This is a genomic window from Tsukamurella sp. TY48 (assembly GCF_019656655.1).
Classification (GTDB): Bacteria; Actinomycetota; Actinomycetes; order Mycobacteriales; family Mycobacteriaceae; genus Tsukamurella; species Tsukamurella strandjordii.
In genome coordinates this window covers 1,989,203-2,012,412 of sequence record NZ_BPMV01000001.1, presented here as the reverse complement: position 1 = coordinate 2,012,412, position 23,210 = coordinate 1,989,203, and the positions used below count along the sequence as shown (strand labels likewise).

Sequence of the window (23,210 nt, the reverse complement as noted above, 5' to 3'; positions counted from 1 at the left end):
TTCGAACCCGTGCCAGTCGATAGCCCCGCCGAGCAACAGCCGGCGCCCCTCGTCTCGGATTCACGCACCTTCAAGCGCGCGATCCGCGACCTCGTCGACGGCGCCACCGTGCACCGCGAGCTGTGGCTGGAGCTGGGCTGGCAGGACATCAAGCAGCGCTACCGCCGCTCGGTGATCGGCCCGTTCTGGATCACCATCGCCACCGGCGTCACCGCGGGCGCGCTGGCGCTGTTGTGGTCGGCCCTGCTCAACGCCGACGTCAAGACACTGCTGCCGCAGCTCACCGTGGGCTTCGTGATCTGGGCCTTCATCCAGAGCTCGATCATCGACGGCTCCGAGGTGTTCATCGCCAACGAGGGGCTGATCAAACAGCTGCCCGCGCCGCTGTCGGTGCACGTCTACCGGCTGGTGTGGCGGCAGGTGCTGTTCCTCGCGCACAACATGATCATCGTGGTGATCGTGCTGGCGATCTTCCCGCCACAGCACTGGTCGTGGACCCAGCTCAGCGTGATCCCCGGATTCGCCATGCTCGCCCTGACCGCGGTCTGGGTCGCGATGTTCTTCGGCATCCTGGCCACCCGGTTCCGCGATATCTCGCCGCTGCTCACCGCACTCACCCAGCTGCTGTTCTACGTGACCCCGGTGGTGTGGACCCTGGACACCGTTCCCGGCGGCAACAGCGAGCGTGCGCAGCTGGTCAAGCTCAACCCGCTGTACCACTACCTGGAGATGATCCGGGGCCCGCTCACCGGCAAGCCCTTCGATCCCCAGCACTGGTACGTGGTGATCGGCTGCACCGTGGTCGGCTGGGCGCTGACGCTGGTGCTGATGAAGCAGTACCGTTCCCGAGTCGCGTATTGGGTGTGAGATGACCGTTTCCATTCGAACGCAGGACGCCTGCGTCGATTTCCCCGTCTTCGACGCGAAGTCGCGGTCGATCAAGCGCGCCGTGATGGGCAAGGCCGGCGGCCAGGTGGTGGCCGACGACAACGTGGTGGTCGTCGAGGCGCTGCGCAACATCACGATGAACCTCAACGAGGGCGACCGGGTGGGCCTGGTGGGCCACAACGGCGCCGGCAAGTCGACGCTGCTGCGCCTGCTGTCCGGCATCTACGAGCCCACCCGCGGCACCGCCGTGGTGAAGGGCCGCGTGGCGCCCGTCTTCGACCTGGGCGTGGGCATGGACCCGGAGATCTCCGGGATGGAGAACATCATCATCCGCGGCCTGTTCCTCGGGCAGACCCGCAAGGCGATGCAGCGCAAGGCCGACGAGATCGCGGAGTTCACCGAGCTCGGCGACTACCTCTCGATGCCGCTGCGCACCTACTCCACCGGCATGCGGGTGCGGATCGCGCTCGGCGTGGTCACCTCGATCGACCCCGAGATCCTGCTGCTCGACGAGGGCATCGGCGCCGTGGACGCGGAGTTCATGCGCAAGGCCCGCAAGCGCCTCGCCGCGCTGGTCGAGCGGTCGGGCATCCTGGTCTTCGCCTCGCACTCCAACGAGTTCCTGGCCCAGCTGTGCGACCGCGCCATGTGGATCGACCACGGCGAGGTCCGGCAGGAGGGCGGCATCGAGGAGGTCGTGACCGCCTACGAGGGCCCCGACGCCGGTGCGCAGGTCCGCAAGGTCCTGGACATGCTGGCGGCCGAGGATGACTGACGCCGACCGAACGCCTCGCGAGACCGGCACCGTCGTCGCCGTGGTCGTGACCCACAACCGGCCCGGCCCCCTCGCCGAATCGCTCCGGGTGCTCAGCTCGCAGGACCGCCCCGTCGATCACCTGATCGTGGTGGACAACGCGGCCCAGGACGAGGTGCGCGAGCTGGTGCAGTCCCAGCCGGTGGCCACCACCTACCTGCCCTCGCAGTTCAACCTCGGCGGCGCCGGCGGATTCGCGCTGGGCATGCTGCACGCCCTCGCCCTGGGAGCCGACTGGATCTGGCTGGCCGACGACGACGGGCGCCCCGAGGGCCCGCAGGTGCTCTCGACGCTGCTGGAATGCGCGCAGCGGCACGACCTGGCGGAGGTCTCGCCGGTGGTCGCCACCATCGACGATCCGGAGACGCTCGCCTTCCCGCTGCGCCGGGGCCTGGTGTGGCGGCGCAAGCGCAGCGAGCTCATCGACCCGGATCTCCCCGCCGGGGATCCCTCGGCCGATCTGCTCCCCGGCATCGCCTCGCTCTTCAACGGCGCCCTGTTCCGCAAGGACGCCGTGGCCTCGGTGGGCGTGCCCGATCTGCGGCTGTTCATCCGCGGCGACGAGGTGGAGGTGCACCGCCGGCTGGTGCGTTCGGGGCTACCCTTCGGCACCTGCCTGACCACCGCGTACCTGCACCCGAACGGCGCCGACGAGTTCCGGCCCATCCTGGGCGGGCGGATGCACACCCAGTACCCGGACAACGAGACCAAGCGCTATTTCACCTATCGCAACCGCGGCTACCTGCAGTCGCAGCCGGGCATGCGCAAGCTGATCCCGCAGGAGTGGGCGCGGTTCGGCTGGTTCTTCCTGGTGCAGCAGCGCGATGTGGCCGGCTTCCGCGAGTGGCTGCGGCTGCGCAAGCTGGGCCGCGACGAGCGCTTCACCCGGCCCTGATCCGGGGACTCTCGCCGGGCTTCATGAAGGCTTATTGAAGGGCCCTCAACAGACCGGGAGGGCTACGCCTATCATCGTCGGCATGGGAACGAGCCTGGTCTCCGATCTGCTTCCTCAGGGTCACGCACTGCTGCGCATGGTCCAGCGACGGGTCGTCGACCCCGCGCGCCCGGACGTCGCGCTGCGCGCCCTCGGTTACAACCGCCAGTACGGCCCGCAGGCCGCGCTGGTGATCAAGGGGGCGGCGGAGAACCCCGACCGGGCCGCCATCATCGATGAGCACGGCACGCTCACCTACGCCCAGTACGAGGCGCAGTCCAACGCGCTGGCCCGCGGCCTGCGCTCCACCGGACTCAAGGCCGGCGACGTGATCGCAGTGCTCGCCCGCGATCACCGCGGCCTCATGCTGATCATCAGCGCCGCCGCCCGCGCGGGCCTGCGGCTGGCCATGATGAACACCGGCTTCGCCAAGCCCCAGTTCGCGGAGGTCTGCGAGCGCGAGAAGGTGCAGGCCGTCTTCCACGACAGCGAGTTCACCTCGCTGCTCGACGCCCTGCCCGACGATATGCCGCGCTACCTCACCTGGGTCGACGACACCGACACCCTGCCCGAGGGCGCGCAGACCATCGATCAGCTGGCCGCGGGCCGCGATACCAAGCGGGTGCCGCAGCCGGCCCAGCAGGGCGGCTTCATCATCCTCACCTCGGGCACCACCGGCCTGCCGAAGGGCGCCACCCGCAGCAAGGTGCCCTCGCTGGCCACCGCGATGCTGGTGGACCGCATCCCCTTCCAGCGCCGCGGCACCGTGGTGATCGCCTCGCCGATCTTCCACTCCACCGGCTTCGCCATGTGGTCGGCGGGAATGTCGGTGGGCTGCACCACCGTCACGATGCGCCGCTTCGATCCCGAGAACACGCTCAAGCTGATCGCGGACAACAAGGCCGACATGCTGGTGGCGGTGCCCACCATGCTCACCCGCATGCTCGCGCTGCCCGCGGAGACCCTGGCGAAGTACGACACCAGCTCGCTGAAGTCGGTCGTGGTGGCGGGTTCGGCTGTCTCGCCGGAACTTTCGGAGCGATTCCAGGACACCTTCGGCGACGTGCTCTACAACGTCTACGGCTCCACCGAGGTGGCGGTGGCCACCGTCGCCACGCCGAAGAACCTGCGCACCGCGCCGGGCACCGTCGGCAAGCCCCCGGTGCTCACCACCGTGCGGCTCTACGACGACAAGGATCAGCTCGTGGAGGGCGTGGGCGAGCGCGGCCGCGTCTTCGTGCGCGCGGGCGCGCCCTTCGAGGGCTACAGCGACGGCCGCACGAAGCAGATCATCGACGGCCATCTCTCGTCCGGCGATATGGGCCACTGGGACGAGAACGGCCTGCTGCACATCGATGGTCGCGACGACGACATGATCGTCTCCGGCGGCGAGAACGTGTATCCGCTGGAGGTGGAGAACCTCCTGGTGACCCGCGACGATGTGGTCGAGGCCGCCGTGATCGGCGTGCCCGACGAGGAGTTCGGCCAGCGCCTGCGCGCCTTCGTGGTGCTGTCCGACGGTGCGCCCGAGGGCGACGGCGCGGAGCTGACCAAGGAGCTCAAGGACTTCGTGCGCGGGAACTTGGCCCGGTTCAAGGTGCCGCGCGACATCGTCTTCCTCGACACCCTGCCCCGCAATCCCACGGGCAAGATCGTGCGCCGCGAGCTCCCCCAGGACTGAGGAATGTCCGGCCGTCCGTCTCCATGATCATGGGAACGGACGACCGGACATTCGAAGGGCGAGTCAGGCGCCGATCACCAGGCGGGGAACAGCGGGCCGGTGAGGGCCAGCGGCACCGACTGGGTGACGTTGACGAAGTAGAACAGGATCAGGGCGCCGCCGATCAGGGCCATGTTCTTGTTGAAGGAGATCATCTCGGTCTGCTTGATCTGCGGGTCCACGGCCTTCCAGAAGTCGTGCATCATCACGGTGACGGGCAGCAGGAACGCGATGAGCAGCAGCGCGCCCAGGTCGATCCACACGCCCAGCACCAGCGACAGGCCGCCGAGCAGTGCGATCACGCCGCTGCCGACCACTGCGGCCTTGGCGGCGGGCACCTTCTTGGAGAGGGCGTACTGCGCCATGCCGTCCGCGGCGGTGAAGTGGCCGACCGCCGAGAGCAGGAAGAGTGCGGCGAACAGGATCCGGCCGATCAGGAATACGACGTCCATCGTGAGATCTCCTCGTGTGTGGGCGGCGCACCCTGCGCCGCACATGAACCCTTCAACCGGACCGTGGTCCGCATCATTCCGATCCCGGCTCGATGTGATGTAGATCACTTCTGATTTCTACAGAGTACGAGCTCGGAGGACCCCGCACCAGAGCGGATCAGCGGCTCACCAGTAGTTGTGCCGCGTGCGGGGCAGCGGCTGCGGATCGGGCCCCACCGCCGGCTCGGGCCGCACCAGGCGCACCACCTGCAGGATGTGGAACTGCTCCTGGTGCACCACCGCGAGGCCGCCGTAGTCCAACGAGACCTGCATATCGGTGCCCATGAACTGGAACGGCCGGAAGGTCCACCAGAGGTTGCCGTTCTCCCGGCGGAAATCGGCCTCGGAGCGATCGGCATCGGCGAGAACCCAGGCGGCGGTGCAGTTCTCGGCCGCCCACTCCGCCCACTGGTTGACGCCCTTCTCCTTGTCCCAGAGCTTGCCGTCGGTGCGGCGGTCACCGTCGTTGCCCATATCGGTGAGGCCGTCGAACATGCCGGGCAGACCGTCGTGCGCGATCCGCAGCGACGGCCACGCCCAGCTGGGCTGCACCTGGAAGAAGACGCAATCGCCGGGGTTCGCGTTGTCCCGGATGTACTGCGCCGCATAGGTGAAATCGCTGCCGCCCGGCTTGGACAGCGGGCTGTGCTGCCACAGGTATCCGGGGATCGCGGCCACGGCCAGCAGCACCACGACCGCGGCGCCCGCGATCCGTGGGCTCGGCAGCGCGCGCGCCACCGTGGCGGCCGCCACGGCCAGGATCAGCACCAGGCCGGGCACGGTGAAGCTCACGTAGCGCCCCACGTACGACGGGACCACCGGCGAGACGATCAGGATCACCGCGAGCGGGACCAGCGCGGCGGCCACGCCGCAGCGCAGCGCCAGCAGCAGGTCCGACGGTACGCCGCGCCGCCACCACAGCACGCCCGCCGCCAGCACCAGCAGCCAGGCCGCGGCGGCGAACAGGTAGGAGTGGTCGAACCACTGATCCACCGCGACATTGGGGAAGATCATCCAGCCCGGCCAGCGCAGCCAGGAGACCTGATCGCGCTGGGTGGCGGCGAAGAAGGCGATGGGACTGATCACGGCGATCGCCACGGCGGAGGCGATCGCCGCCTGCGTGAGCCGCGCCCGGCGCACCCCGTCCGGCGCGGCCCAGGCCACCGCGACGAGCATCGCGGCGGCGAGTGTCGCGGAGTAGAGGAACAGAGCCGACGAGAGGGCGAGGGCCGCGCCGTAGGCGATCCAGTCCCGCCGGGTTCCCGACCGGGCCGCGCGGTGCGCGAGGATCAGCGTGAGCACCGCCGAGGCGATCACCCAGGAGTACGACCGCGCCTCGACGCCGGCCCAGGTGATCCGGGGCAGGATCAGCGCGATACCGCCCGCGATCACGGCCAGGGTCTCGCCGCCCAGGCGCCGGGCCAGCACGTAGCAGGCGGCCACCGCCGCACCGGCGCCGAGCGCGGAGAAGGCCCGCAGCGCCGCCGGCTCCATGCCGAAGGGCACGGCGAAGAGCTTCAGGACGGCGTAGTACAGCCCGTGGACGGCGTCGATGTTGCCGAGCATCCGCCACAGCTCGCCGGGCGAGCGGTCGATCGCGGAGGCGGTGGCGAGCTCGTCGAACCAGACCGACGGGCGGCCGCCGTGCCACAGCGACAGCAGGACGCCCGCGAGGGCGAGGGCGAGCGGTGGGCCGAACCGTTTCACATCAACCGGAAGATCACCGTGCGCTGGACGATGAAGTTGACGACGGTGGCCGTGCCCTGGGCGAGCACGAAGGCGACGGCGCGGATGGCGTAGCTGCCGAAGCCGTCCTCGGGCGGCGGGAACAGCGCCAGGACACCGAGGTAGATGCCGGTCTGCACCGCGTACATGGTGAGGTACAGCGCCCACACGGCGATGAGCCGCTTCGTGCTCGGCGGCGCCTGGAAGGTCCAGCGCCGATTCAGCAGGTAGGCGGTGGTCGTACCGCAGATGAAGCCGATCGTCTTCGCCGTGAAGTCGTCACCGCCGAAGAGCTTGGTGACGATCAGGGTGATGCCGAAGTCCACGACCGCCGAGAACGCGCCCGTGAGCACGAACCGGATGAGCTGCGTCTTGAGATCGAGCTGCTCCCGATCGGCCGCGTCAGAGGTGGTCACGAAGGATCAGGGTACCGAGCTTCACTCGAAGACGTCGTCCTGCTCACCCGCGGCGGCCTCGCGGCGTCGCTCCTGCCGTGCCAGCAGCGCGCCCAGGGCGCCCGCGATCACGGTGCCCACGAGTCCGCCGACCACCGCGCCCGCGATGGTGGAGGGATCGGAATCGACCATGAGCGAGCACCACAGCGCCAGGTACGGGATGAGGATCGCGATCAACGCCACCATCCGCTTCTTGGTGAGGAAGGACTTCATGATCTCGCCCAGCGGAACATCGTGGCGCACGCAGTACCGGTAGGCCGCGAGCTGCGTGAACACCGCCAGCCACAGCGCCGCGACGGCCGCGATCTTCGCGCCCTCCGCCGCGGCGATCAGCGACAGCACCAGGGTGGCGGGGGCGGTCCAGTAGTAGCCGATGGTCATCGCCCGGTAGTACTCGTCCCGGGCGCGCTCGTCGCCCCACGCGGGGTCCGACGGGGCCAGGATGAACTCCTCGACGCGGTCCTCGACCGAGTGCGAACTCTCAACCGACATGGTTCTCCTCCTTCTCCAACGGGAACAGTTCTTCGACGGTGGCGTCGAGAGCGCGGGCGATCCGCAGGGCGAGGTACACGTTGGGCGCGTAGTCGCCCTTCTCGACGGCCACCATGGTCTGGCGGCTCACGCCTGCGGCAGCGGCCAGTTCGGCCTGCGTCACGCGCCGGGCGCGCCGCCGCATCCGGACGGGGTTCTCATCTTCCACACCACGAAGTCAAGCATGCTTGACATCTGAAGTCAAGCATTCTTGACATCGAGGTCGTCGGAAACCTCTCCGCGCTCGAATGCGACACGTTTCTGCCCGATTCCGGGCAGAAAATTGACAGCGGAGTCGGCGGGACGGAAGATCGACGTCGTGCCGGACACCGACCTCGTCGACCACATCGCGCGCACCACGGGGCTCACCGCCGCCGAGGCAGTGCGGGTGATCGACGATGTCACGGCCTACTACCGGGAGCCCGTCGAGGACTTCGTGCGCCGCCGCCACCGCGCCCTCCAGGACCGCGGTGCCAAGAACGCCGAGATCTTCGAGACCCTCACCGATGAGCTGCGCAGCCGGCTCGTCGCCGCCCCCGAACTCACCGAGCGGCAGCTGCGCCGCCTCGTCTACAGCTAGGAGCGCACCCCCAGCATGTGCGGAATCGTCGGATACATCGGTGGCCAGACGGCCGTGGACATCCTCATCGACGGGCTCACCCAGCTCGAATACCGCGGATACGACTCCGCGGGCATCGCCGTGCTCGGCCCCTCGGGCGCCAAGCGGGTCCGCAGCGTGGGCCGCGTCCGGGATCTGGAGGCCGCGCTGCCCAAGCGTCTGGCCGGTAAGACCGGCATCGGCCACACCCGGTGGGCTACGCACGGCGCACCGTCGGAGGCGAACGCCCACCCGCACGCCTCCGCCCCCGACGCCGAGGGCCTGGAGCGGATCTTCGTGGTGCACAACGGCATCATCGACAACGCCCGCGATCTGCGGATCGAGCTCGAGGCCGAGGGCGTGGAGCTGACCTCCGACACCGACACCGAGGCGGTGGCCCACCTGATCGCCCGCAGCGGCGCCGAGACCCTGGAGGACGCCGTCCGCCAGACCCTGGCCCGGCTCAGCGGCACCTACGCCCTCGCGGTCCTCGACACCGAGCATCCCGATCGCATCGTGGTGGCCCGCAACGGCTCCCCGCTGATCATCGGCGTGGGCGACAAGGAGATGTTCGTGGCCTCCGACATCTCCGCCGTGGTGCGGCACACCAGCCAGGTGGTGCACCTCGACGACGGCGAGTGCGCCACGGTCACCGCCTCCGGCTTCCGCATGTTCAGCGCGGACGACAACCGCGCCGTCGCGAAGTCGGCCACCACCGTGGACATCTCGCCCGACGAGCTGGAGCTGGGCAACCACAGCCACTTCATGCTCAAGGAGATCGCCGAGCAGCCGCAGTCGCTCGAGCGCATGCTCTCCGGCCGCCTCGACGAGCGCTTCGCCACCGCCCGCCTCGACGGCCTGAACCTGGACGCGCAGGCCATGCGCCGGTTCAAGCGGGTCAAGATCCTGGGCTGCGGCAGCGCCTACTACATGGGTCAGCTGGGCGCCTCGGTGATCGAGGAGCTCGCCCGCATCCCCGCGGATGCCGAGCCCGCCAGCGAGTTCCGCTACCGCAACCCGATCATCGAGCCCGACACCCTGTACGTGGCCGTGAGCCAGTCCGGCGAGACGGCCGACACCGCGTTCGCGGTGCAGGAGGTCAAGCGCAAGGGCGGCACCATCGTCGGCCTGGTGAACGTGGTCGGCTCGACCATCGCCCGCGAGGTGTCCGGCGGCATCTACCTGCACGCCGGCCCCGAGGTCTCCGTGGCCTCCACCAAGGCCAACACCCACATGGCGGTGGGCTTCGCTCTGCTGGCGCTGGCGCTGGGCCGCGTGCGTGATCTGTCGATCACCGACGGCACCCGGATCGTGAAGGCGCTCAAGCAGTTGCCGGCGCAGATCGGCGAGATCATCGCCGCACCCGACGAGATCGAGAAGGCGGCCAAGCTGCTCGCCGAGGCGCCCAGCCTGTTCTTCATCGGCCGGGTGCGCGGCTACCCCACCGCCCGCGAGGGCGCGCAGAAGTTCAAGGAGATCAGCTACCGCCACGCCGAGGCCTATCAGGCCTCCGAGCTCAAGCACGGCCCGCTCGCGCTGATCAGCCCGGAGCTGCCGACCGTGGCGATCGTGCCCGACGACGAGCTGCTGGACCGCAACGTGGGTGCGCTGCACGAGATCGCCGCCCGCGGCGGCGATATCGTGGCGATCACCAACCCGGGCGTGGAGCTGCCCGAGTCGAAGGTGACGCTCACCGTGCCCAAGAGCGAGCCCGAGCTGGACCCGATCCTGCTGATGATCCCCACCCAGCTGCTGGCCTACTACGCGGCGCTGTCCCTGGGCCTGAACATCGACCGGCCGCGCAACCTGGCGAAGTCGGTCACCGTCGAGTAATCACTCCCGCTTCGGGCCCACCCACACCTGCTGGGCGTTCACGAACTCGTGGATGCCGTGGCGTCCCAGTTCGCGGCCGTAGCCGGAGCGTTTGACACCGCCGCTGGGCAGCCGCGGATCGGTCTTGACGATGCCGTTCACGCTCACCTGACCGGCCTCGATCTGCGGCGCCAGGGCCTCACCGCGCTCGGGGGACGTCCACACGCTCGCAGCGAGGCCGTAGGGCGTGGCGTTGGCGAGGTCGAGCGCGTGGTCGGCGTCCACGGCGGTCATCACCGCGGCGACCGGGCCGAAGGTCTCCTCGGCGCAGGCCGCCATCCCCGGCCGCACGCCGGTGAGCAGCGTGGGCGGATAGAAGTAGCCCGCGCCGGTGGGCAGTTCACCGCCGATCACACAGGTCGCGCCGGCGGCCACGGTCTCGGTGACCTGCCGGTGCAGGTTGTCGCGCAGATCGGCCCGCGCGATGGGGCCCACCTGGGTGGCCTCGTCGCGCGGCTCGCCCACGCGGAGTGCGGCGAACCGGGTGTGCAGCAGTTCCACCAGCTGGTCGTGCACGGGACGCTCGACGATGATCCGTTTGGCGGCGATGCACGACTGGCCGGCGTTGATGATGCGGGACAGGGCGATCACATCGGCCGCGGCCTCCAGATCGGCATCCGCGAGCACGATGCAGGGATCGGACCCGCCCAGTTCCAGGACGGCCGGCTTGATCTCGCTCGCGGCCACGGCCGCCACCGCGGCGCCGCCCCGCCCGGATCCGGTGAAGGAGACGGCGCGGATCCGGCGGTCGCGGATCACCGCCTCGACATCGGCGGTGGCCACCGGCAACGAGGCGAAGACCCCGTCGGGCGCGCCGACCGCGCGGAAGGCACCGGCGATCGCGGCCGCGCACCCGGGAACGTGCGGGTCGTGTTTCATCACGCACGTGTTCCCCGCCATGAGCGCGGGCGCGCAGAACCGGAAGGCCAACCAGAAGGGTGCATTCCACGGGAGCACGCCCAGCACCGGGCCGATCGGCAGGTACTGCACATAGCTGCGGGTGGCATCGGAGGCCACGGTCTCGGTGGCCAGGTACTCGGCGGCGTGATCGGCGTAGTGCTCGGCGGCCCACGCGGCCTTCTCCACCTCGCCCCGCGCCTCGGTGATGGGTTTACCCATCTCCTCGGTCATCATCATCGCGTAATCCGCCGTGCCGCGCCGCAACTCGGCGGCCACCGCACGCAGCAGTTCGGCGCGTTCGGCGAATCCGGTTCGGCGCCAGCGGTCGTACCCCGCCTCGGCGCGGGCAAGGGTCGATTCGACGAGCTCGGGGCCCGCGGCGGGGACGGTGCGCACCACCTGCCCGGTGGACGGGTCGATGGCGGTGAGTTCGGCGGTCATGTCTCCTCCGTTCGCTCGGCGGGAATCGGCGGCGCGGCGGTAGCGGCGCCGCCGTGCACGGTGAAGTCCTCGTCCAGGGTGAAGAAGGACTCGCAGCCGGTCTCGGTGATCCGGATGGTGTCGGAGATGCCCACGGTCTTATCGCCGTCCACGCCCCACATCCACGGGATCACGTGGAAGGTCATGCCCGGTTCCAGCGCCGTGAAGTCGCCCGGGTTCAGGCTCAGGATGTAGCCCTCGTCCCAGGACGGCGGGAAGGCGATGCCGATGGAGTAGCCGGATCGCGTCACCAGCCGGGCACCCACCGGATTGTCGGAGATGATTCGCCGGACCACCGAGTCCGCGTCCGAGACCGTGAGCCCCGGGCCCATCACCGCTTTCAGTTCTTCCAGCGCGGTCTTCATGGTCTCCTGCGCGATGGACAGCGATTCGCTGAGCTCGCCGTTCACCGCCGTCCGCATCAGCGCCGTGTGGTACCGGCGATAGCAGCCGCCCACCTCCAGGAAGACGTGCTCGCCCGGCTCGATGGTGCGCCCCTCCCAGGTGGCGTGCCCGATCATCGACCGCGGCCCGGAGGCGACGTAGGGCATCACGGCGGGGAACTCGCCGCCGGCGGTGAACATGGCGGCGCTGATCGCCGCGGCCACATCGTTCTCGGTGTTGCCCGGCACCGCCGCCTCGAGTCCCGCCGCCATACCGGCCTCGGCGGCGCGGGCGGCCTTGCGCATCACCGCGATCTCGGCATCGGATTTGCGCGCCCGCCCCGCCTCGACGATGCCGAAGCAGTCCATCAGCACACCCTGCTGGAACGAGGTGTGCACGCGGTCCTGCTGGTAAGCGGGGAAGAAGTAGCTGTTGCGCTCGTAGCCCACGCGTTTGGTACCGAGCCCCGCCTCCTTCAGGGTGAGCACGAGTTCCTGGATCGCGTCGCCGGTATCCGGGTAGGGCCGGGTGCGTTCGACCCAGGTGCGCGCGATCACGTTGGATTCCTCCATCGCGCGGGTGATCATCACCGGCTCGTCGTCGAGCGGCACCACCAGCGCCTGGAAGAAGGAGTAGCCCGTGGTCTGATAGTCGGTGAGGTACATCAGGTTCTCGGGATCGGTGATCACCACCGCGTCCAGCTGGCGCTTCTGCATCCGCTCGCGCAGCTCGGTGAGCCTGCGCTGGTACTCGGCCGGCTCGAAGGTCATATCGTCACGGACCAGCATCAGCTCACCTCCGCGATGGCCCGCTCCAGGATGCCGAGCCCCTCGGCGAGATCCTCTTCCGAGATGGTGAGCGGTGGAATCAGTTTCAGCACCCGTCCTCCGCTGCCGCACGGCCCGATCAGCAGGCCGGCCTCGAAACAAGCGCTCTGGACCCGCTTCGCCAGCGCACCGTCGCCCACATCGAGCGCCTGCATCATGCCCTTGCCCCGCACCTCCCAGTCCCGGTCGGGATGCGCTGCCGCGATCGCGGCGAGCTTCGAGCGCATCGTCTCGCCGTGTGCGGCCACGGCTTTCATGAGGGTGTCGTCGGCGAAGTAGTCGAGGGCCACGGTGCCCGCCACCAGCGACAGGCCCTGCCCGCGGAAGGTGCCGGTGTGCGCGCCCGGCGACCACTGCGCATCGATGCCCGGCTTGTTGAGATTCATCGCGATCGGGGTTCCGTAGCCGCCGAGCCCCTTGGCCAGGGTGATGATATCGGGGTCCAGGCCGTACCCGTCGAAGCTGAAATAGCTTCCGGTGCGGCCGCATCCGGCCTGAATATCGTCGATGATGAACAGCGCCCCGGTCTTCTTCGCGAGCTCCTGCACCGCGCGCAACCACTCCGCGCCGGCCACGTTCACGCCGCCCTCCGCCTGGACGGCCTCCACCAGGAAGGCCGCGGGCGGCGTGAGCCCACTCGACGGATCTTCGAGGGCGGCCGCGTACTCGGCGAGCGCCGTCTTCCCACCGGGCGCGGTCTCGAAAGGCAGGCGCACCACATCGCGCAGCGGCACGCCCGCCCACTGCCGGAAGGCCTCGTTCGCGGTGGCCGCCAGTGCCCCCAGGGTCATCCCGTGGAAGCCGTGGCTGAACGCCACCACCTCACGCCTGCCGGTCACCAGGCGGGCCAGCTTGAGCGCGGCCTCCACGGCGTTGGTGCCGGTGGGCCCGGTGAACTGCATGCGGTGATCCATCCCGCGGGGAGCGAGGATCACCTCGTGGAACCGGGCCAGGAAGTCGCGCTTGGCGGTGGTGTAGGTGTCAAGGCTGTGCACCACCCCATCGGATTCGAGGAAGTCGATCAGGGCGCGCTTCATCTTCGGGTTGTTGTGACCGAAGTTGAGGACCCCCGCGCCGGCGAAGAAGTCGATGTAGCTCGTGCCCGCCTCGTCCACCTGGCGAGCGCCGGAGGCGGAGGCGAAAACGGTGGGGAACGCGCGACAGTACGCACGCACCTCCGATTCGTGCTGGTCGAATACTGCGGTGTCCATGCGAATTCCTCTCGTTCCGTGCGTTCGTCGGTTCCGTTCAGTGCGGTGGATCGGGGGCGCCCGCCAGGCCCACCAGGAGCCGGGCGGCGGTATCGAGCAGCTCGTCGTCGAAGTCGTACTCGGCGCTGTGCAGGGGCGCCTCGGTGGCGGAGCCGAGCAGGGCGAAGGCGCCGGGAACGGCGCCCAGGTAGTAGCTGAAGTCCTCCGAGGCGAGCACGGGGACGGCTGCCTGTCCCGCCCAGTGCGGGCCGAGCACCGCGGCCAGCCGCTCGCCGTACTCGGCTGCGGGCCCCGGATGGTTCACGGTGGCCCCGTACCGCGGCGTGGTCGTCACCCGGATGCCGACGCCGTGGGCATCGGCGGTGGCGCGGGCGATCGACTCGATCAGGTCGAACACCCGGGTCCGGGCGGCATCGTCGGCGGCGCGGATGCTGCCGGACAGCACCGCCTCGTCCGGGGTCACCGTGGGAGCGCTCTCGGCGTGCAGTGCGGTGACGGCCACGACCACCGCCTCGTGCGGCGCGGTGCGGCGGGCCACGATCTGCTGCAGCGCCACCGTGATCGCCGCCGCCGCGAGCACCGGGTCCGCAGTGGCCTCCGGCTGGGAGGCGTGCCCGCCGCGGCCGCGCACCGTCACCTCGAAGGTGCCGTTCGCCGACATCACCGGGCCCGCCGGGCACAGTGCCCTCCCGGGCGGCAGCCCCGGCCAGTTGTGCCAGCCGAAGATCACGTCGACCCCGTCGAGGCAGCCCTCGTCGATCATCCGGCGCGCGCCGTGGCCGCCCTCCTCGGCGGGTTGGAAGAGCAGGGTGACGGGACCCGGGAGATCCGGCTCGTGCCGGTGCAGCCAGCGCGCGGCCGCGAGCAGTGCCGCGGTGTGTCCGTCGTGCCCGCAGGCGTGCATCACGCCCGGCGACTGCGAGGCGTGGGCGAGTCCGGTGGCCTCGGCGATCGGCATGGCGTCGAGGTCGGCGCGCAGGGCCACGTGGCGCCCCGGCGCATCGGGGGCCAGCAGGGCGACGGTGCCGGTGTCCGCGCAGGGCCGCCAGCCGATTCCGATCGCGTCGAGCTCGGCGCGGACGGCGGCTGCGGTGGCGTGCTCGGCCCAGGCGATCTCGGGCCGGCGATGGAGTTCGTGTCGGAGCGTTCGTGCCCGGGCCAGGGTCTCGACCCACGGTGCGTTCATCGGACCTCCTCGGATTGCGGTCCGTCTCGGTCACTTCCAACGTACCGCCGATCGTCGGGCGGCACGCGCTAACGTGACCGAGGGGCCGACGCGCGAGGCGGGATCCGGCCGCGCGGGAGTAGACGAACGGCGGAGTTCCATCGGCCGTTCGGCTGATGTGCGCCCGCTGTGCGATCCCATAGATTCAGCACATGGAGAACCCGACCGCCCGCGATCCGTCCGTGGACGCGCAGCTGCGGGCGGAGCTCCCGGCCGAGTTGTACCGGGTTCTGCAGCTGCGCGTGGTGCAGGGACTCTCGGTCGACGAGGTGGCGGCGATACTGCGCATCACGCCGAACGCGGTGCGGCTCCGCCAGCACCGGGCCCTGGAGGGGCTGCGCCGGCGGTCCTGTGATCAGGGGCGGACACGACAGCGCACCCGGGCCTGAGGCTCCGGGTGCGCCGCGGTGATCGGGGTCCGCTCAGCGCGGGGCCATGCGGATCGCGCCGTCGAGGCGGATCGTCTCGCCGTTGAGCATCGGGTTGGTGATGATCGCCTCCACGAGCTGCGCGTACTCGGACGGGTCGCCGAGGCGGCTCGGATGCGGCACCTGCGCGCCCAGCGAGCGCTGCGCCTCCTCGGGCAGGGTGCCCAGGAGCGGCGTCTTGAACAGGCCGGGTGCGATGGTGTTCACCCGGATCAGCAGCGAGGCGAGATCACGCGCGATCGGCAGGGTGGCACCCACCACGCCGCCCTTGGACGCCGAGTACGCGGCCTGACCGATCTGCCCGTCGAAGGCGGCCACGGAGGCGGTGTTGACGATCACGCCGCGCTCCTCACCCACCGGCGCGTTCTGCGAGATGGCGTACGCGGCAAGCCGGGTCACGTTGAAAGTGCCGATCAGGTTCACCTTCACCACGCGCTCGAAGTCGGCCAGCGGGAACGGCCCGTTCTTGCCGACCGTCTTGATGGCGTTGCCGATGCCCGCGCAGTTCACCGCGATCCGCAGGGTGCCGTCGGCGTTCGCCTGCTCCACGGCCGCCGTCACGCCCGCCTCGTCGGTCACGTCGGCGGCGGCGAAGCGCACGTCCGCCCCGAGTGCATCGAGGGCCGAGGTATCGGCGGAGGGGAGGTCGATGGCCACGACCTTCGCGCCCGACCGGGCGAGGGCGGTCACGGTGGCGAGGCCGAGCCCCGAAGCGCCGCCGGTCACCAGTGCCGTACTGCCTGCGATATCCATGATTGTCTCCTGAAAAGGGTTGAGCGAGGGGGTTTTCTACAGTCCGCGGGCGATGAGTTCCTTCATGATCTCGTTCGTGCCGCCGTAGATCTTCTGCACGCGAGCGCCCGCGTAGAGCTGGGCGATGGGGTACTCCATCATGTAGCCGTACCCGCCGAACAGCTGGAGCACGTTGTCGATCACGCGGCACTGCATCTCGGTGGCCCACAGCTTCGCCATCGAGGCGGTGCCGGCGTCCAGGGTGCCGGCGATCGCGAGGGTGATGCAGTGATCGACCAGCGTCTTACCCGCGAGCACCTCGGTCTTCGCGTCGGCGAGCACGAACTTGGTGTTCTGGAAATCGGCGATGGGCTTACCGAAGGCCTTGCGCTCCTTGGTGTATGCGATCGCCTCGAGCACCGCCTTCTCGGCCGCGGCCACGCCGCCCACGGCGATGCTCAGCCGCTCCCGGGGCAGCTGGCGCATGAGCTGGTAGAAACCCTGGCCCTCGACGCCGCCGAGCAGGTTGGCCGCCGGGACGCGCATATCGGTGAAGGACAGCTCGCGCGTGTCCTGGCCGTGCTGGCCGATCTTCTTGAGCACCCGCCCGCGCTCGAAGCCGGGGAGCCCGTCGGTCTCGGCGACGATCAGCGAGATGCCCTTCGCGCCCTGGCCGGGATCGGTCTTGCAGACGATGATCAGCAGATCGCAGTGGCTGCCGTTGGAGATGAAGGTCTTGCTGCCATTGATCACGTACTCATCGCCCTCACGAACGGCGGTGGTGCGCACGGCCTGCAGATCGGAGCCCGTGCCGGGCTCGGTCATCGCGATGGCGAAGACGGCCTCGCCCGATGCGGCCTTGGGCAGCCAGCGCTGCTTCTGCTCCTCGGTGCCGCAGTCCTCCACGTAGTGGGCGCAGATCGTGGAGTGCACGCCGTAGCCGAAGGCGGAGTCGCCGGACAGGGCCAGTTCCTGCACCACCACCGTGTCGTGCCCGAAGTCGCCGCCGGCGCCGCCGAGCGATTCGGGGAGCTCGGTGCACAGCAGTCCGGCATCGCCCGCCTTGTTCCAGAACTCGCGGTCCACCTGGTGCTGATCGGCCCAGCGCTCCTGATTCGGCGTGGCCTCCCGGCGGAAGAACTCGGCCGCGTGCTTGCGGAGCTCGGTGTGCTCCGGGGTCTCCCACGCGGGGCGGTAGTCGGGGAACAGTGCGGTCATTCGACGGTCTCTTCTCTGCACACGAAACGGACGATACGTTTGTATAGTCTACGATGCAGCTGTATAGCGCAAGGGGGAACCCGCTAGAATCTCGCAGGTAGAAGGGACACCGAGTGACCGATCTCCCCGCGACCGATGACGATCTGACCGCCAAGGCCCGGATCCGCAACGCCGCGCTCGACCTGTTCGCCGCACACGGCGAGAGCGCCGTCTCCCTGCGCGCCGTCGCCGCCCGGGCCGGGGTCACCGTGGGGCTGGTGCAACACCACTTCAAGACCAAAGAGGGACTGCGCAGCGCGGTGGAACAGCAGGTCGTCGACTACCACGCCCAGGCCATCGCCCGGGTCCCCGACGACGGCACCCCCGCCGAGGTCGCCGCCGCCCGCGACGCCTCCGTGCAGGACATGCTGGCCAGCCGGCCGGCCGTCGTCGACTACCTGCGCCGGTCCTTCCTCGACCCCGGCGGCTCCCAGCTGCTGATCCGGCTCACCGAACTCGGCCGCAGCGAGGTGGTCCGCCTCCGCGCCGCGAACCTCGCCTCCACGGACAGATCCGAATCCGACCAGGTGATCAGCCTGATGGTGCGGCAGATGGGCAGCCTGTTCCTGCAGCCCCTCGTCGACGCGATGTGGACCCACCTGCGGGGGCCGGACGCACCGTCGGACGAGAAACCGCAGCTGTCCGTGATCACCGCGCCGCTCGACCCGCACTGACCTCGCCGCACCGGACTGTGCGATTCCACAGCCGCGTCACAGTTCAGCGTGGTCTCAGGTAGCGAGCGGTATTCTGGCCTGCGATGTCTGAGACAACTCTTCCCTATCTGCCCATCTCGACGCGCAAGCTGGTGGGCTGGTCGCGCACCACGCCGATCGAGGGGCACGTGCTGTCCACGCCGGACGTGGACCAGATCGCCAAGGCGGTCGCCGTCGTGGCCGACGCCGAGGCCGACAAGCCCGCCTACCTGCGACGCGGCGTGATCGCGCGCGGCCTGGGCCGCTCGTACAACGAGTCGGCGCAGAACACCGGCGGCCTGACCATCGACATGACGCCGCTGAGCGCCATCCACGAGATCGACGCGGAGAACGCGATCGTGGACGTCGATGCCGGCGTCGACCTCGACACCCTCATGCAGGCGGCGCTGCCCTACGGCCTGTGGGTGCCCGTGCTCCCCGGCACCCGCCAGGTGACCATCGGCGGTGCCATCGCGCACGACATCCACGGCAAGAACCACCACAGCCAGGGATCGTTCGGCAACCACGTCCTCGAGATGACGCTGTTGACCGCCGACGGCACGGTGCTCACGCTCACCCCGAAGGGCTCGTCCGACGATCCCGACGGTGAGCTGTTCTGGGCCACCGTGGCCGGCGTCGGCATGACCGGCATCATCCTGCGCGCGAAGATCCAGATGAAGCGCACCGAGAGCGCCTACTTCATCGCCGACACCGAGCGCACCAATTCGCTGCAGGAGACCATCGACCTGCACCTGCAGGACGGCTTCGAGGACGGCTACGAGTACGCCTCCGGCTGGTTCGACGCGATCAGCGCGCCGCCGAAGCTGGGCCGCGGCACCTTCTCCCGCGGCAACCTGGCCACGCTCGACGAGCTGCCGGAGAAGTACCGCAAGAATCCGCTGAGCTTCAACAACAAGCCGCTGCTCAGCTTCCCCAACATCTTCCCCAACGGGCTGGCGAACAAGTTCGACTTCTCGCTGGTGGGCGAGGCCTACTTCCGCGCCGGGCCGCCCAGCCAGGGCAAGGTGAAGAACCTCGCGGGCTTCTACCACATGCTCGACGCCTTCGGCGGCTGGAACAACGCCTACGGCCGCACCGGCGGCTTCTGCCAGTACCAGTTCATCGTGCCCACCGGCAACGAGCCCGAGTTCATCAAGCTGATCGAGGACATCCAGGCCTCCGGCCACGTGAGCTTCCTCAACGTGATCAAACTCTTCGGCGACGGCAACCAGGCGCCGCTGAGCTTCCCCTTCAAGGGCTGGAACGTGTGCCTGGACTTCCCCGTGAAGCGGGGCCTGGCCGAGTTCCTCAACGAGCTCGACGTGCGCATCATGGCCATGGGCGGCCGGCTGTACACCGCGAAGGATTCGCGGACCACCGCGGAGCGCTTCCACGCCATGTACCCGAAGATCGACGAGTGGATCGCCACGCGCCGTCGCATCGATCCCACCGGCGTCTTCATCTCCGATCTGGGCCGTCGCCTGGAACTCGCCTAAGACCCGGCCGAACAGAACCAAGGAAGCAATCACATGATCAACGCCGTCGGCGTTCCCCAGTCCGTCCTGCTGCTCGGCGGAACCTCCGAGATCGGTCTCGCGATCGTCGAGGAGTACCTCGCCAAGGGCACCCAGCACGTGGTGCTGGCCGCGCTCCCGAACGATCCCCTGCGCGAGCAGTCGGTCGCCCAGGTCAAGGCCGCCGGCGCGGCATCGGTCGACGTGATCGACTTCGACGCCACCGCCTTCGACACCCACGAGGCCGTGATCGACCAGGCCTTCGCCGGTGGCGACATCGACGTGGCCATCGTGGCCTTCGCCCTCGACGGCGACGCCGAGGAGCTGTGGCAGAACCAGCGCAAGGCCGTGCTGCTGGCGCAGGTCAACTACACCGGCGCAGTGTCGGTCGGCGTGCTGCTGGGCCAGAAGTTCAAGGCGCAGGGCCACGGCCAGATCATCGCCATGAGCTCCGTCGCGGGCCTGCGGCCCCGTCGCAGCAACTTCGTCTACGGCTCCTCCAAGGCCGGCTTCGACGGCTTCTACCTCAACCTGGGCCAGGCCCTGGAGCCCTACGGCGCCTCGGTGCTCGTGGTCCGCCCGGGCATGGTGCGCACCAAGTTCTCCGCGCACGTCAAGGAGGCCCCGCTGACGATCGACAAGGACGTCATCGGCAAGCTCGCCGTGGACGCCGCGATCAAGGGCAAGTCGCTGATCTACGCCCCCAGCCCCTGGGGCTTCGTGAGCTTCGGCCTCAAGAACATCCCGCAGCCGATCTTCAAGAAGCTCCCCATCTGATGCGTGCAGCCGCTCGGACGTCGGACCATTTAGTCTGACCGCGTGACTGACACGCACACCGACAGCACCGTCGCGGCCCCGAGGGCACGCGACCTGGCGCTCGACCTGGCCGCCGCCGCGATCCTCGCGGCGGCGGTTTCGGTGATCGGGTGGTACGCCATCCAGTCCGTGGAGTGGCCCGCCTACAGCAGCTCCAACGTGACGCGCTCGCTCGCGACCGTCGCGCAGGTGGCCGCGGTGGTGATCCTCGCCGGCTGCGCGTGGACGCTGAGCCTCGGCCGGTACGCCCGTCCGCTGCGGCTGCTGTCCTTCGCGACCCTCTCGGGCTTCGTCACCGCGACGCTGGCCCTGCCCCTGGGCGGCACCAAGCTGTACCTGGGCGGCATCTCCGTCGACCAGCAGTTCCGCACCGAGTTCCTGACCCGGTTCACCTCATCGCCGCGGATGGCGGACATGACCTACGCGGACATGCCCCCGCTGTACTCCCCCGGCTGGTTCTGGCTGGGCGGCCGATTCGCGCGGATCTTCGGGTTCGAGGGCTGGTCGGCCTTCCAGCCCTGGTCGGTGCTCTCGCTCGCGGTGGCCGCGGCGCTGGCGCTCGCGCTGTGGTTCGCGCTGGTCAGCCCCGCGAAGGCGATCGCCGCGAGCCTCGCGACCACGATCGCGATGCTGCTCTACGGCTCGGCCGAGCCGTACGGCGCCGTGGTCACCATCCTGCTGCCGCCGGTGCTGATCTTCGCCTGGCGCGCCGTGACCCGCGGGGACCGGCTCGCGCTGGCGATCACCGCCGTCTACCTGGGCGGCGCGCTGTGGTTCTACACGCTCTACCTCGGAGTGGCCGCGTTCATCGTGGTGCTGATGGGCCTGGTGGCCCTGATCGCGGCGTGGACGCGCGAGCACCGGGTCGATTGGCGGATTCCGGCGCGGGTCACCGTGATCGGCCTCATCACGATCGTGATCGGCCTGCCCGCGTACGGCCCCTTCCTGCTGCGGATGGCCAGGGAGCCCTCGGAGTCGCGCGGCTCGGCGTTCCACTACCTGCCCGAACAGGGCGCCGTGCTCCCGATGCCGATGCTGCACTTCTCGCTGCTCGGGGCACTGGCCCTGATCGGCGTGGTGTGGGTGCTGGTGCGGTTCCGGTCGACCCCCGAGGCCCAGGCCCTGGGGATCGGCATCGTCGGCGTGTACCTGTGGGCGCTGCTGTCGATGGTGGCCACCGTCGCGCAGACCACCCTGCTCGGCTTCCGTACCGAACCCGTGCTGCACGTGCTGCTCGCCGCGGCCGGCGCGCTCGGCGCCGTGGCCATCGCCGGTTCGCTGGGCGAGGGCTATCCGCGCTACCGGCAGGCCGGCGTGATCCTGGCCGCGGTGGCCGCGATCGGTGTGGCGCAGACGATCCCGGCGCAGCTGGCCGGGGAGATCGCCGTCGCGTACTCGGACACCGACGGTGACGGCAACCGCGGCGACCGCCGGCCGGCGGGTGCGGAATCGTCGTACCGCGATGTGGACAAGGCGATCCTGGAGGCGACCGGCAAGCCCCGCACGGACACCGTGGTGCTCACCGCCGACTACGGCTTCCTCGCGATCTACCCGTACTGGGGCTTCCAGAACCTCACCTCCAACTACGCGAACCCCCTGGCGCAGTTCACCGCCCGCTCGGAGGCCATCGAGGCCTGGGCGAAGCTCACCTCGGCGGACGACTTCATCGCCGCGCTCGACGGTGCGCCCTGGCGCGCGCCCACGGCCTTCGTCTTCCGCAAATCCTCCGACGGCCTGGCGCTGCGGCTCGCGGAGGACGTGTACCCGAACGATCCGAACGTGCGGCGCTACACCGTGACCTTCCCCGACAAGCTCTTCGCCGACCCGCGATTCACCTCCACCGAGGTCGGTCCGTTCGTCGTGATCGTGAGGAAGTGACCATGTCGGTTCGCCGCACCGTCCAGGAGTTCCTGCAGCGTCGCAGCCTGCTGCCCGGCCCCGTCGACGCCGCACTGTCCGGACCGGGGCGCACCCTGCGTGGACTGCGGATCGTGGTGACCGGCGCCTCGTCGGGCATCGGCCGTGAGGCGGCGATCCAGCTGGCCGAGCGCGGCGCCCACGTGATCGCGGTGGCCCGGCGCGAACAGGAGCTCGAGGAGCTCTGCGCGATCACCGGCGGCGAGTACCGCGTCTGCGATCTGAGCGACACCTCGTCGATCGACGGTCTGCTCACCGGACTCGGCGAGGTGGACGTGCTGATCAACAACGCCGGGCACTCCATCCGCCGGTCGATCGCCGATTCCACCGATCGGCTCCACGACTTCCAGCGCACGATGAACCTCAATTACTTCGCGGCGGTGCAACTCTCGCTCGGCGTGCTGCCGGGGATGATCGAGCGCGGGCGCGGGCAGATCGTGAACGTGTGCACGTGGGGCCTGCTGGCCAACACCTTCCCGCGGTTCTCCGCGTACGGCGCCTCCAAGAGCGCGCTGGCGATCTTCGGCCGCAGCCTGAATGCCGAGCGGCCGCATCCGGGCGTGCACGCCACCAACGTCTACTTCCCCCTGGTGCGCACCGAGATGATCGCGCCCACCGAGGAGTACGAGGCCGTGGGCGCCCTGGAGCCCGACGAGGCGGGGCGCTGGATCGTGCGCGCGGTGACGCATCAGCCGATCGAGGTCTCGCCCGCCGCGCTGCGGGCGGTGCTGCCGGTGGTGGACCTGTTGTCCCCGTCGGCCTCCGACCGCACCATCTCGTCCCTTACCTGACCGAACTT

At 69.6% G+C, this 23,210-nt stretch carries 23 protein-coding genes; 12 read left to right on the top strand and 11 right to left on the bottom strand.

The genetic code is table 11. The features are described 5' to 3' along the window. Positions 1 to 9 precede the first annotated feature (9 nt). The 4 genes from TTY48_RS09720 (at position 10) to TTY48_RS09705 (ending at position 4,317) form a co-directional block, all read left to right on the top strand. Positions 10 to 867, top strand: a complete 858-nt coding sequence (locus tag TTY48_RS09720; RefSeq protein WP_220657303.1) for an ABC transporter permease — start codon at positions 10 to 12, stop codon at positions 865 to 867. A 1-nt stretch (position 868) separates the two neighbouring features. Beyond that, a complete protein-coding gene (locus TTY48_RS09715) occupies positions 869 to 1,663 on the top strand; it encodes an ABC transporter ATP-binding protein (protein ID WP_220657302.1) in 795 nt (264 codons plus the stop codon). Next, positions 1,656 to 2,597, top strand: coding sequence for a glycosyltransferase (locus tag TTY48_RS09710; RefSeq protein ID WP_220657301.1), 942 nt, complete (start codon positions 1,656 to 1,658; stop codon positions 2,595 to 2,597). Before TTY48_RS09715 ends, TTY48_RS09710 begins: the two co-directional genes overlap by 8 nt. Positions 2,598 to 2,679: 82 nt before the next feature. Then, complete coding sequence (locus TTY48_RS09705; protein WP_220657300.1) at positions 2,680 to 4,317, top strand: acyl-CoA synthetase; 1,638 nt, start codon at positions 2,680 to 2,682, stop codon at positions 4,315 to 4,317. A gap of 74 nt (positions 4,318 to 4,391) precedes the next feature. Here the strand turns inward: TTY48_RS09705 and TTY48_RS09700 are convergent, their stop codons facing one another. The 5 genes from TTY48_RS09700 to TTY48_RS09680 form a co-directional block, all read right to left on the bottom strand. After that, entirely contained in the window at positions 4,392 to 4,808 is a 417-nt protein-coding gene (locus TTY48_RS09700; protein WP_220657299.1) for a DoxX family protein, read from the bottom strand. A gap of 165 nt (positions 4,809 to 4,973) precedes the next feature. Continuing rightward, positions 4,974 to 6,554 (bottom strand): glycosyltransferase family 39 protein, encoded by a 1,581-nt coding sequence (locus tag TTY48_RS09695; protein WP_220657298.1) that lies wholly within the window; start codon positions 6,552 to 6,554, stop codon positions 4,974 to 4,976. Beyond that, positions 6,551 to 6,988, bottom strand: a complete 438-nt coding sequence (locus TTY48_RS09690) for a GtrA family protein (RefSeq protein ID WP_304941248.1) — start codon at positions 6,986 to 6,988, stop codon at positions 6,551 to 6,553. Before TTY48_RS09690 ends, TTY48_RS09695 begins: the two co-directional genes overlap by 4 nt. Positions 6,989 to 7,009: 21 nt before the next feature. Continuing rightward, the gene (locus TTY48_RS09685; RefSeq protein ID WP_220657297.1) at positions 7,010 to 7,519 is read right to left on the bottom strand and encodes a hypothetical protein; all 510 of its coding nucleotides are present in this window, start codon (positions 7,517 to 7,519) and stop codon (positions 7,010 to 7,012) included. Then, entirely contained in the window at positions 7,509 to 7,703 is a 195-nt protein-coding gene (locus tag TTY48_RS09680; protein WP_220658525.1) for a helix-turn-helix transcriptional regulator, read from the bottom strand. The genes TTY48_RS09685 and TTY48_RS09680 overlap by 11 nt, the downstream gene beginning before the upstream one ends. 174 nt (positions 7,704 to 7,877) lie before the next feature. Between TTY48_RS09680 and TTY48_RS09675 the strand changes: the two genes are divergently transcribed. Together TTY48_RS09675 and glmS are read left to right on the top strand one after the other, a co-directional pair. Next, positions 7,878 to 8,138, top strand: a complete 261-nt coding sequence (locus TTY48_RS09675; RefSeq protein ID WP_220657296.1) for a hypothetical protein — start codon at positions 7,878 to 7,880, stop codon at positions 8,136 to 8,138. 15 nt (positions 8,139 to 8,153) lie between these two features. Next, on the top strand, positions 8,154 to 9,989 hold the full coding sequence (gene glmS, locus TTY48_RS09670; protein WP_220657295.1) for a glutamine--fructose-6-phosphate transaminase (isomerizing): 1,836 nt from the start codon (positions 8,154 to 8,156) through the stop codon (positions 9,987 to 9,989). Here glmS and TTY48_RS09665 read toward each other — a convergent pair whose 3' ends face one another. The 4 genes from TTY48_RS09665 to doeB2 are packed head-to-tail and all read right to left on the bottom strand — an operon-like array spanning position 9,990 to position 15,016. After that, complete coding sequence (locus TTY48_RS09665; RefSeq protein WP_220657294.1) at positions 9,990 to 11,369, bottom strand: NAD-dependent succinate-semialdehyde dehydrogenase; 1,380 nt, start codon at positions 11,367 to 11,369, stop codon at positions 9,990 to 9,992. Continuing rightward, complete coding sequence (gene doeA / locus TTY48_RS09660) at positions 11,366 to 12,580, bottom strand: ectoine hydrolase (protein WP_220657293.1); 1,215 nt, start codon at positions 12,578 to 12,580, stop codon at positions 11,366 to 11,368. Before doeA ends, TTY48_RS09665 begins: the two co-directional genes overlap by 4 nt. After that, complete coding sequence (locus tag TTY48_RS09655) at positions 12,580 to 13,830, bottom strand: aspartate aminotransferase family protein (protein WP_220657292.1); 1,251 nt, start codon at positions 13,828 to 13,830, stop codon at positions 12,580 to 12,582. Before TTY48_RS09655 ends, doeA begins: the two co-directional genes overlap by 1 nt. 37 nt (positions 13,831 to 13,867) lie before the next feature. After that, positions 13,868 to 15,016, bottom strand: coding sequence for a N(2)-acetyl-L-2,4-diaminobutanoate deacetylase DoeB2 (gene doeB2 / locus TTY48_RS09650; protein ID WP_220657291.1), 1,149 nt, complete (start codon positions 15,014 to 15,016; stop codon positions 13,868 to 13,870). Positions 15,017 to 15,207: 191 nt separating this feature from the next. On the opposite strand from doeB2, the gene TTY48_RS09645 reads away from it, so the two are divergent. Next, positions 15,208 to 15,444, top strand: coding sequence for an RNA polymerase sigma factor (locus TTY48_RS09645; RefSeq protein ID WP_220657290.1), 237 nt, complete (start codon positions 15,208 to 15,210; stop codon positions 15,442 to 15,444). Positions 15,445 to 15,477: 33 nt separating this feature from the next. Here TTY48_RS09645 and TTY48_RS09640 read toward each other — a convergent pair whose 3' ends face one another. Together TTY48_RS09640 and TTY48_RS09635 are read right to left on the bottom strand one after the other, a co-directional pair. Beyond that, entirely contained in the window at positions 15,478 to 16,236 is a 759-nt protein-coding gene (locus TTY48_RS09640; protein WP_220657289.1) for a 3-hydroxyacyl-CoA dehydrogenase, read from the bottom strand. A 36-nt stretch (positions 16,237 to 16,272) separates the two neighbouring features. Then, positions 16,273 to 17,433: an acyl-CoA dehydrogenase family protein gene (locus TTY48_RS09635; RefSeq protein ID WP_220657288.1), complete on the bottom strand. Its 1,161-nt coding sequence runs from the start codon at positions 17,431 to 17,433 to the stop codon at positions 16,273 to 16,275. Between the two features lie 113 nt (positions 17,434 to 17,546). Here TTY48_RS09635 and TTY48_RS09630 point away from each other — a divergent pair, with 113 nt between their 5' ends. The 5 genes from TTY48_RS09630 (at position 17,547) to TTY48_RS09610 (ending at position 23,202) form a co-directional block, all read left to right on the top strand. Then, entirely contained in the window at positions 17,547 to 18,146 is a 600-nt protein-coding gene (locus TTY48_RS09630; protein WP_220657287.1) for a TetR/AcrR family transcriptional regulator, read from the top strand. Positions 18,147 to 18,229: 83 nt separating this feature from the next. Continuing rightward, on the top strand, positions 18,230 to 19,660 hold the full coding sequence (locus TTY48_RS09625; RefSeq protein WP_220657286.1) for an FAD-binding oxidoreductase: 1,431 nt from the start codon (positions 18,230 to 18,232) through the stop codon (positions 19,658 to 19,660). Positions 19,661 to 19,693: 33 nt separating this feature from the next. Then, the gene (locus TTY48_RS09620; RefSeq protein WP_220657285.1) at positions 19,694 to 20,455 is read left to right on the top strand and encodes a decaprenylphospho-beta-D-erythro-pentofuranosid-2-ulose 2-reductase; all 762 of its coding nucleotides are present in this window, start codon (positions 19,694 to 19,696) and stop codon (positions 20,453 to 20,455) included. Positions 20,456 to 20,497: 42 nt separating this feature from the next. Then, the gene (locus TTY48_RS09615; RefSeq protein WP_220657284.1) at positions 20,498 to 22,372 is read left to right on the top strand and encodes a galactan 5-O-arabinofuranosyltransferase; all 1,875 of its coding nucleotides are present in this window, start codon (positions 20,498 to 20,500) and stop codon (positions 22,370 to 22,372) included. Between the two features lie 2 nt (positions 22,373 to 22,374). Then, entirely contained in the window at positions 22,375 to 23,202 is an 828-nt protein-coding gene (locus tag TTY48_RS09610) for an SDR family NAD(P)-dependent oxidoreductase (protein WP_220657283.1), read from the top strand. Positions 23,203 to 23,210: the final 8 nt, after the last annotated feature.

What these genes read in the sequence shown, in the direction of transcription:
- TTY48_RS09715 (WP_220657302.1), top strand. Translation starts at nt 869, where the DNA reads ATGACCGTTTCCATTCGAACGCAGGACGCCTGCGTCGATTTCCCCGTC.
- TTY48_RS09710 (WP_220657301.1), top strand. Translation starts at nt 1,656, where the DNA reads ATGACTGACGCCGACCGAACGCCTCGCGAGACCGGCACCGTCGTCGCC.
- TTY48_RS09705 (WP_220657300.1), top strand. Translation starts at nt 2,680, where the DNA reads ATGGGAACGAGCCTGGTCTCCGATCTGCTTCCTCAGGGTCACGCACTG.
- TTY48_RS09700 (WP_220657299.1), bottom strand. Translation starts at nt 4,808, where the DNA reads ATGGACGTCGTATTCCTGATCGGCCGGATCCTGTTCGCCGCACTCTTC.
- TTY48_RS09685 (WP_220657297.1), bottom strand. Translation starts at nt 7,519, where the DNA reads ATGTCGGTTGAGAGTTCGCACTCGGTCGAGGACCGCGTCGAGGAGTTC.
- TTY48_RS09680 (WP_220658525.1), bottom strand. Translation starts at nt 7,703, where the DNA reads ATGCGGCGGCGCGCCCGGCGCGTGACGCAGGCCGAACTGGCCGCTGCC.
- glmS (WP_220657295.1), top strand. Translation starts at nt 8,154, where the DNA reads ATGTGCGGAATCGTCGGATACATCGGTGGCCAGACGGCCGTGGACATC.
- TTY48_RS09665 (WP_220657294.1), bottom strand. Translation starts at nt 11,369, where the DNA reads ATGACCGCCGAACTCACCGCCATCGACCCGTCCACCGGGCAGGTGGTG.
- doeA (WP_220657293.1), bottom strand. Translation starts at nt 12,580, where the DNA reads ATGCTGGTCCGTGACGATATGACCTTCGAGCCGGCCGAGTACCAGCGC.
- TTY48_RS09655 (WP_220657292.1), bottom strand. Translation starts at nt 13,830, where the DNA reads ATGGACACCGCAGTATTCGACCAGCACGAATCGGAGGTGCGTGCGTAC.
- doeB2 (WP_220657291.1), bottom strand. Translation starts at nt 15,016, where the DNA reads ATGAACGCACCGTGGGTCGAGACCCTGGCCCGGGCACGAACGCTCCGA.
- TTY48_RS09645 (WP_220657290.1), top strand. Translation starts at nt 15,208, where the DNA reads ATGGAGAACCCGACCGCCCGCGATCCGTCCGTGGACGCGCAGCTGCGG.
- TTY48_RS09640 (WP_220657289.1), bottom strand. Translation starts at nt 16,236, where the DNA reads ATGGATATCGCAGGCAGTACGGCACTGGTGACCGGCGGCGCTTCGGGG.
- TTY48_RS09635 (WP_220657288.1), bottom strand. Translation starts at nt 17,433, where the DNA reads ATGACCGCACTGTTCCCCGACTACCGCCCCGCGTGGGAGACCCCGGAG.
- TTY48_RS09625 (WP_220657286.1), top strand. Translation starts at nt 18,230, where the DNA reads ATGTCTGAGACAACTCTTCCCTATCTGCCCATCTCGACGCGCAAGCTG.
- TTY48_RS09620 (WP_220657285.1), top strand. Translation starts at nt 19,694, where the DNA reads ATGATCAACGCCGTCGGCGTTCCCCAGTCCGTCCTGCTGCTCGGCGGA.
- TTY48_RS09610 (WP_220657283.1), top strand. Translation starts at nt 22,375, where the DNA reads ATGTCGGTTCGCCGCACCGTCCAGGAGTTCCTGCAGCGTCGCAGCCTG.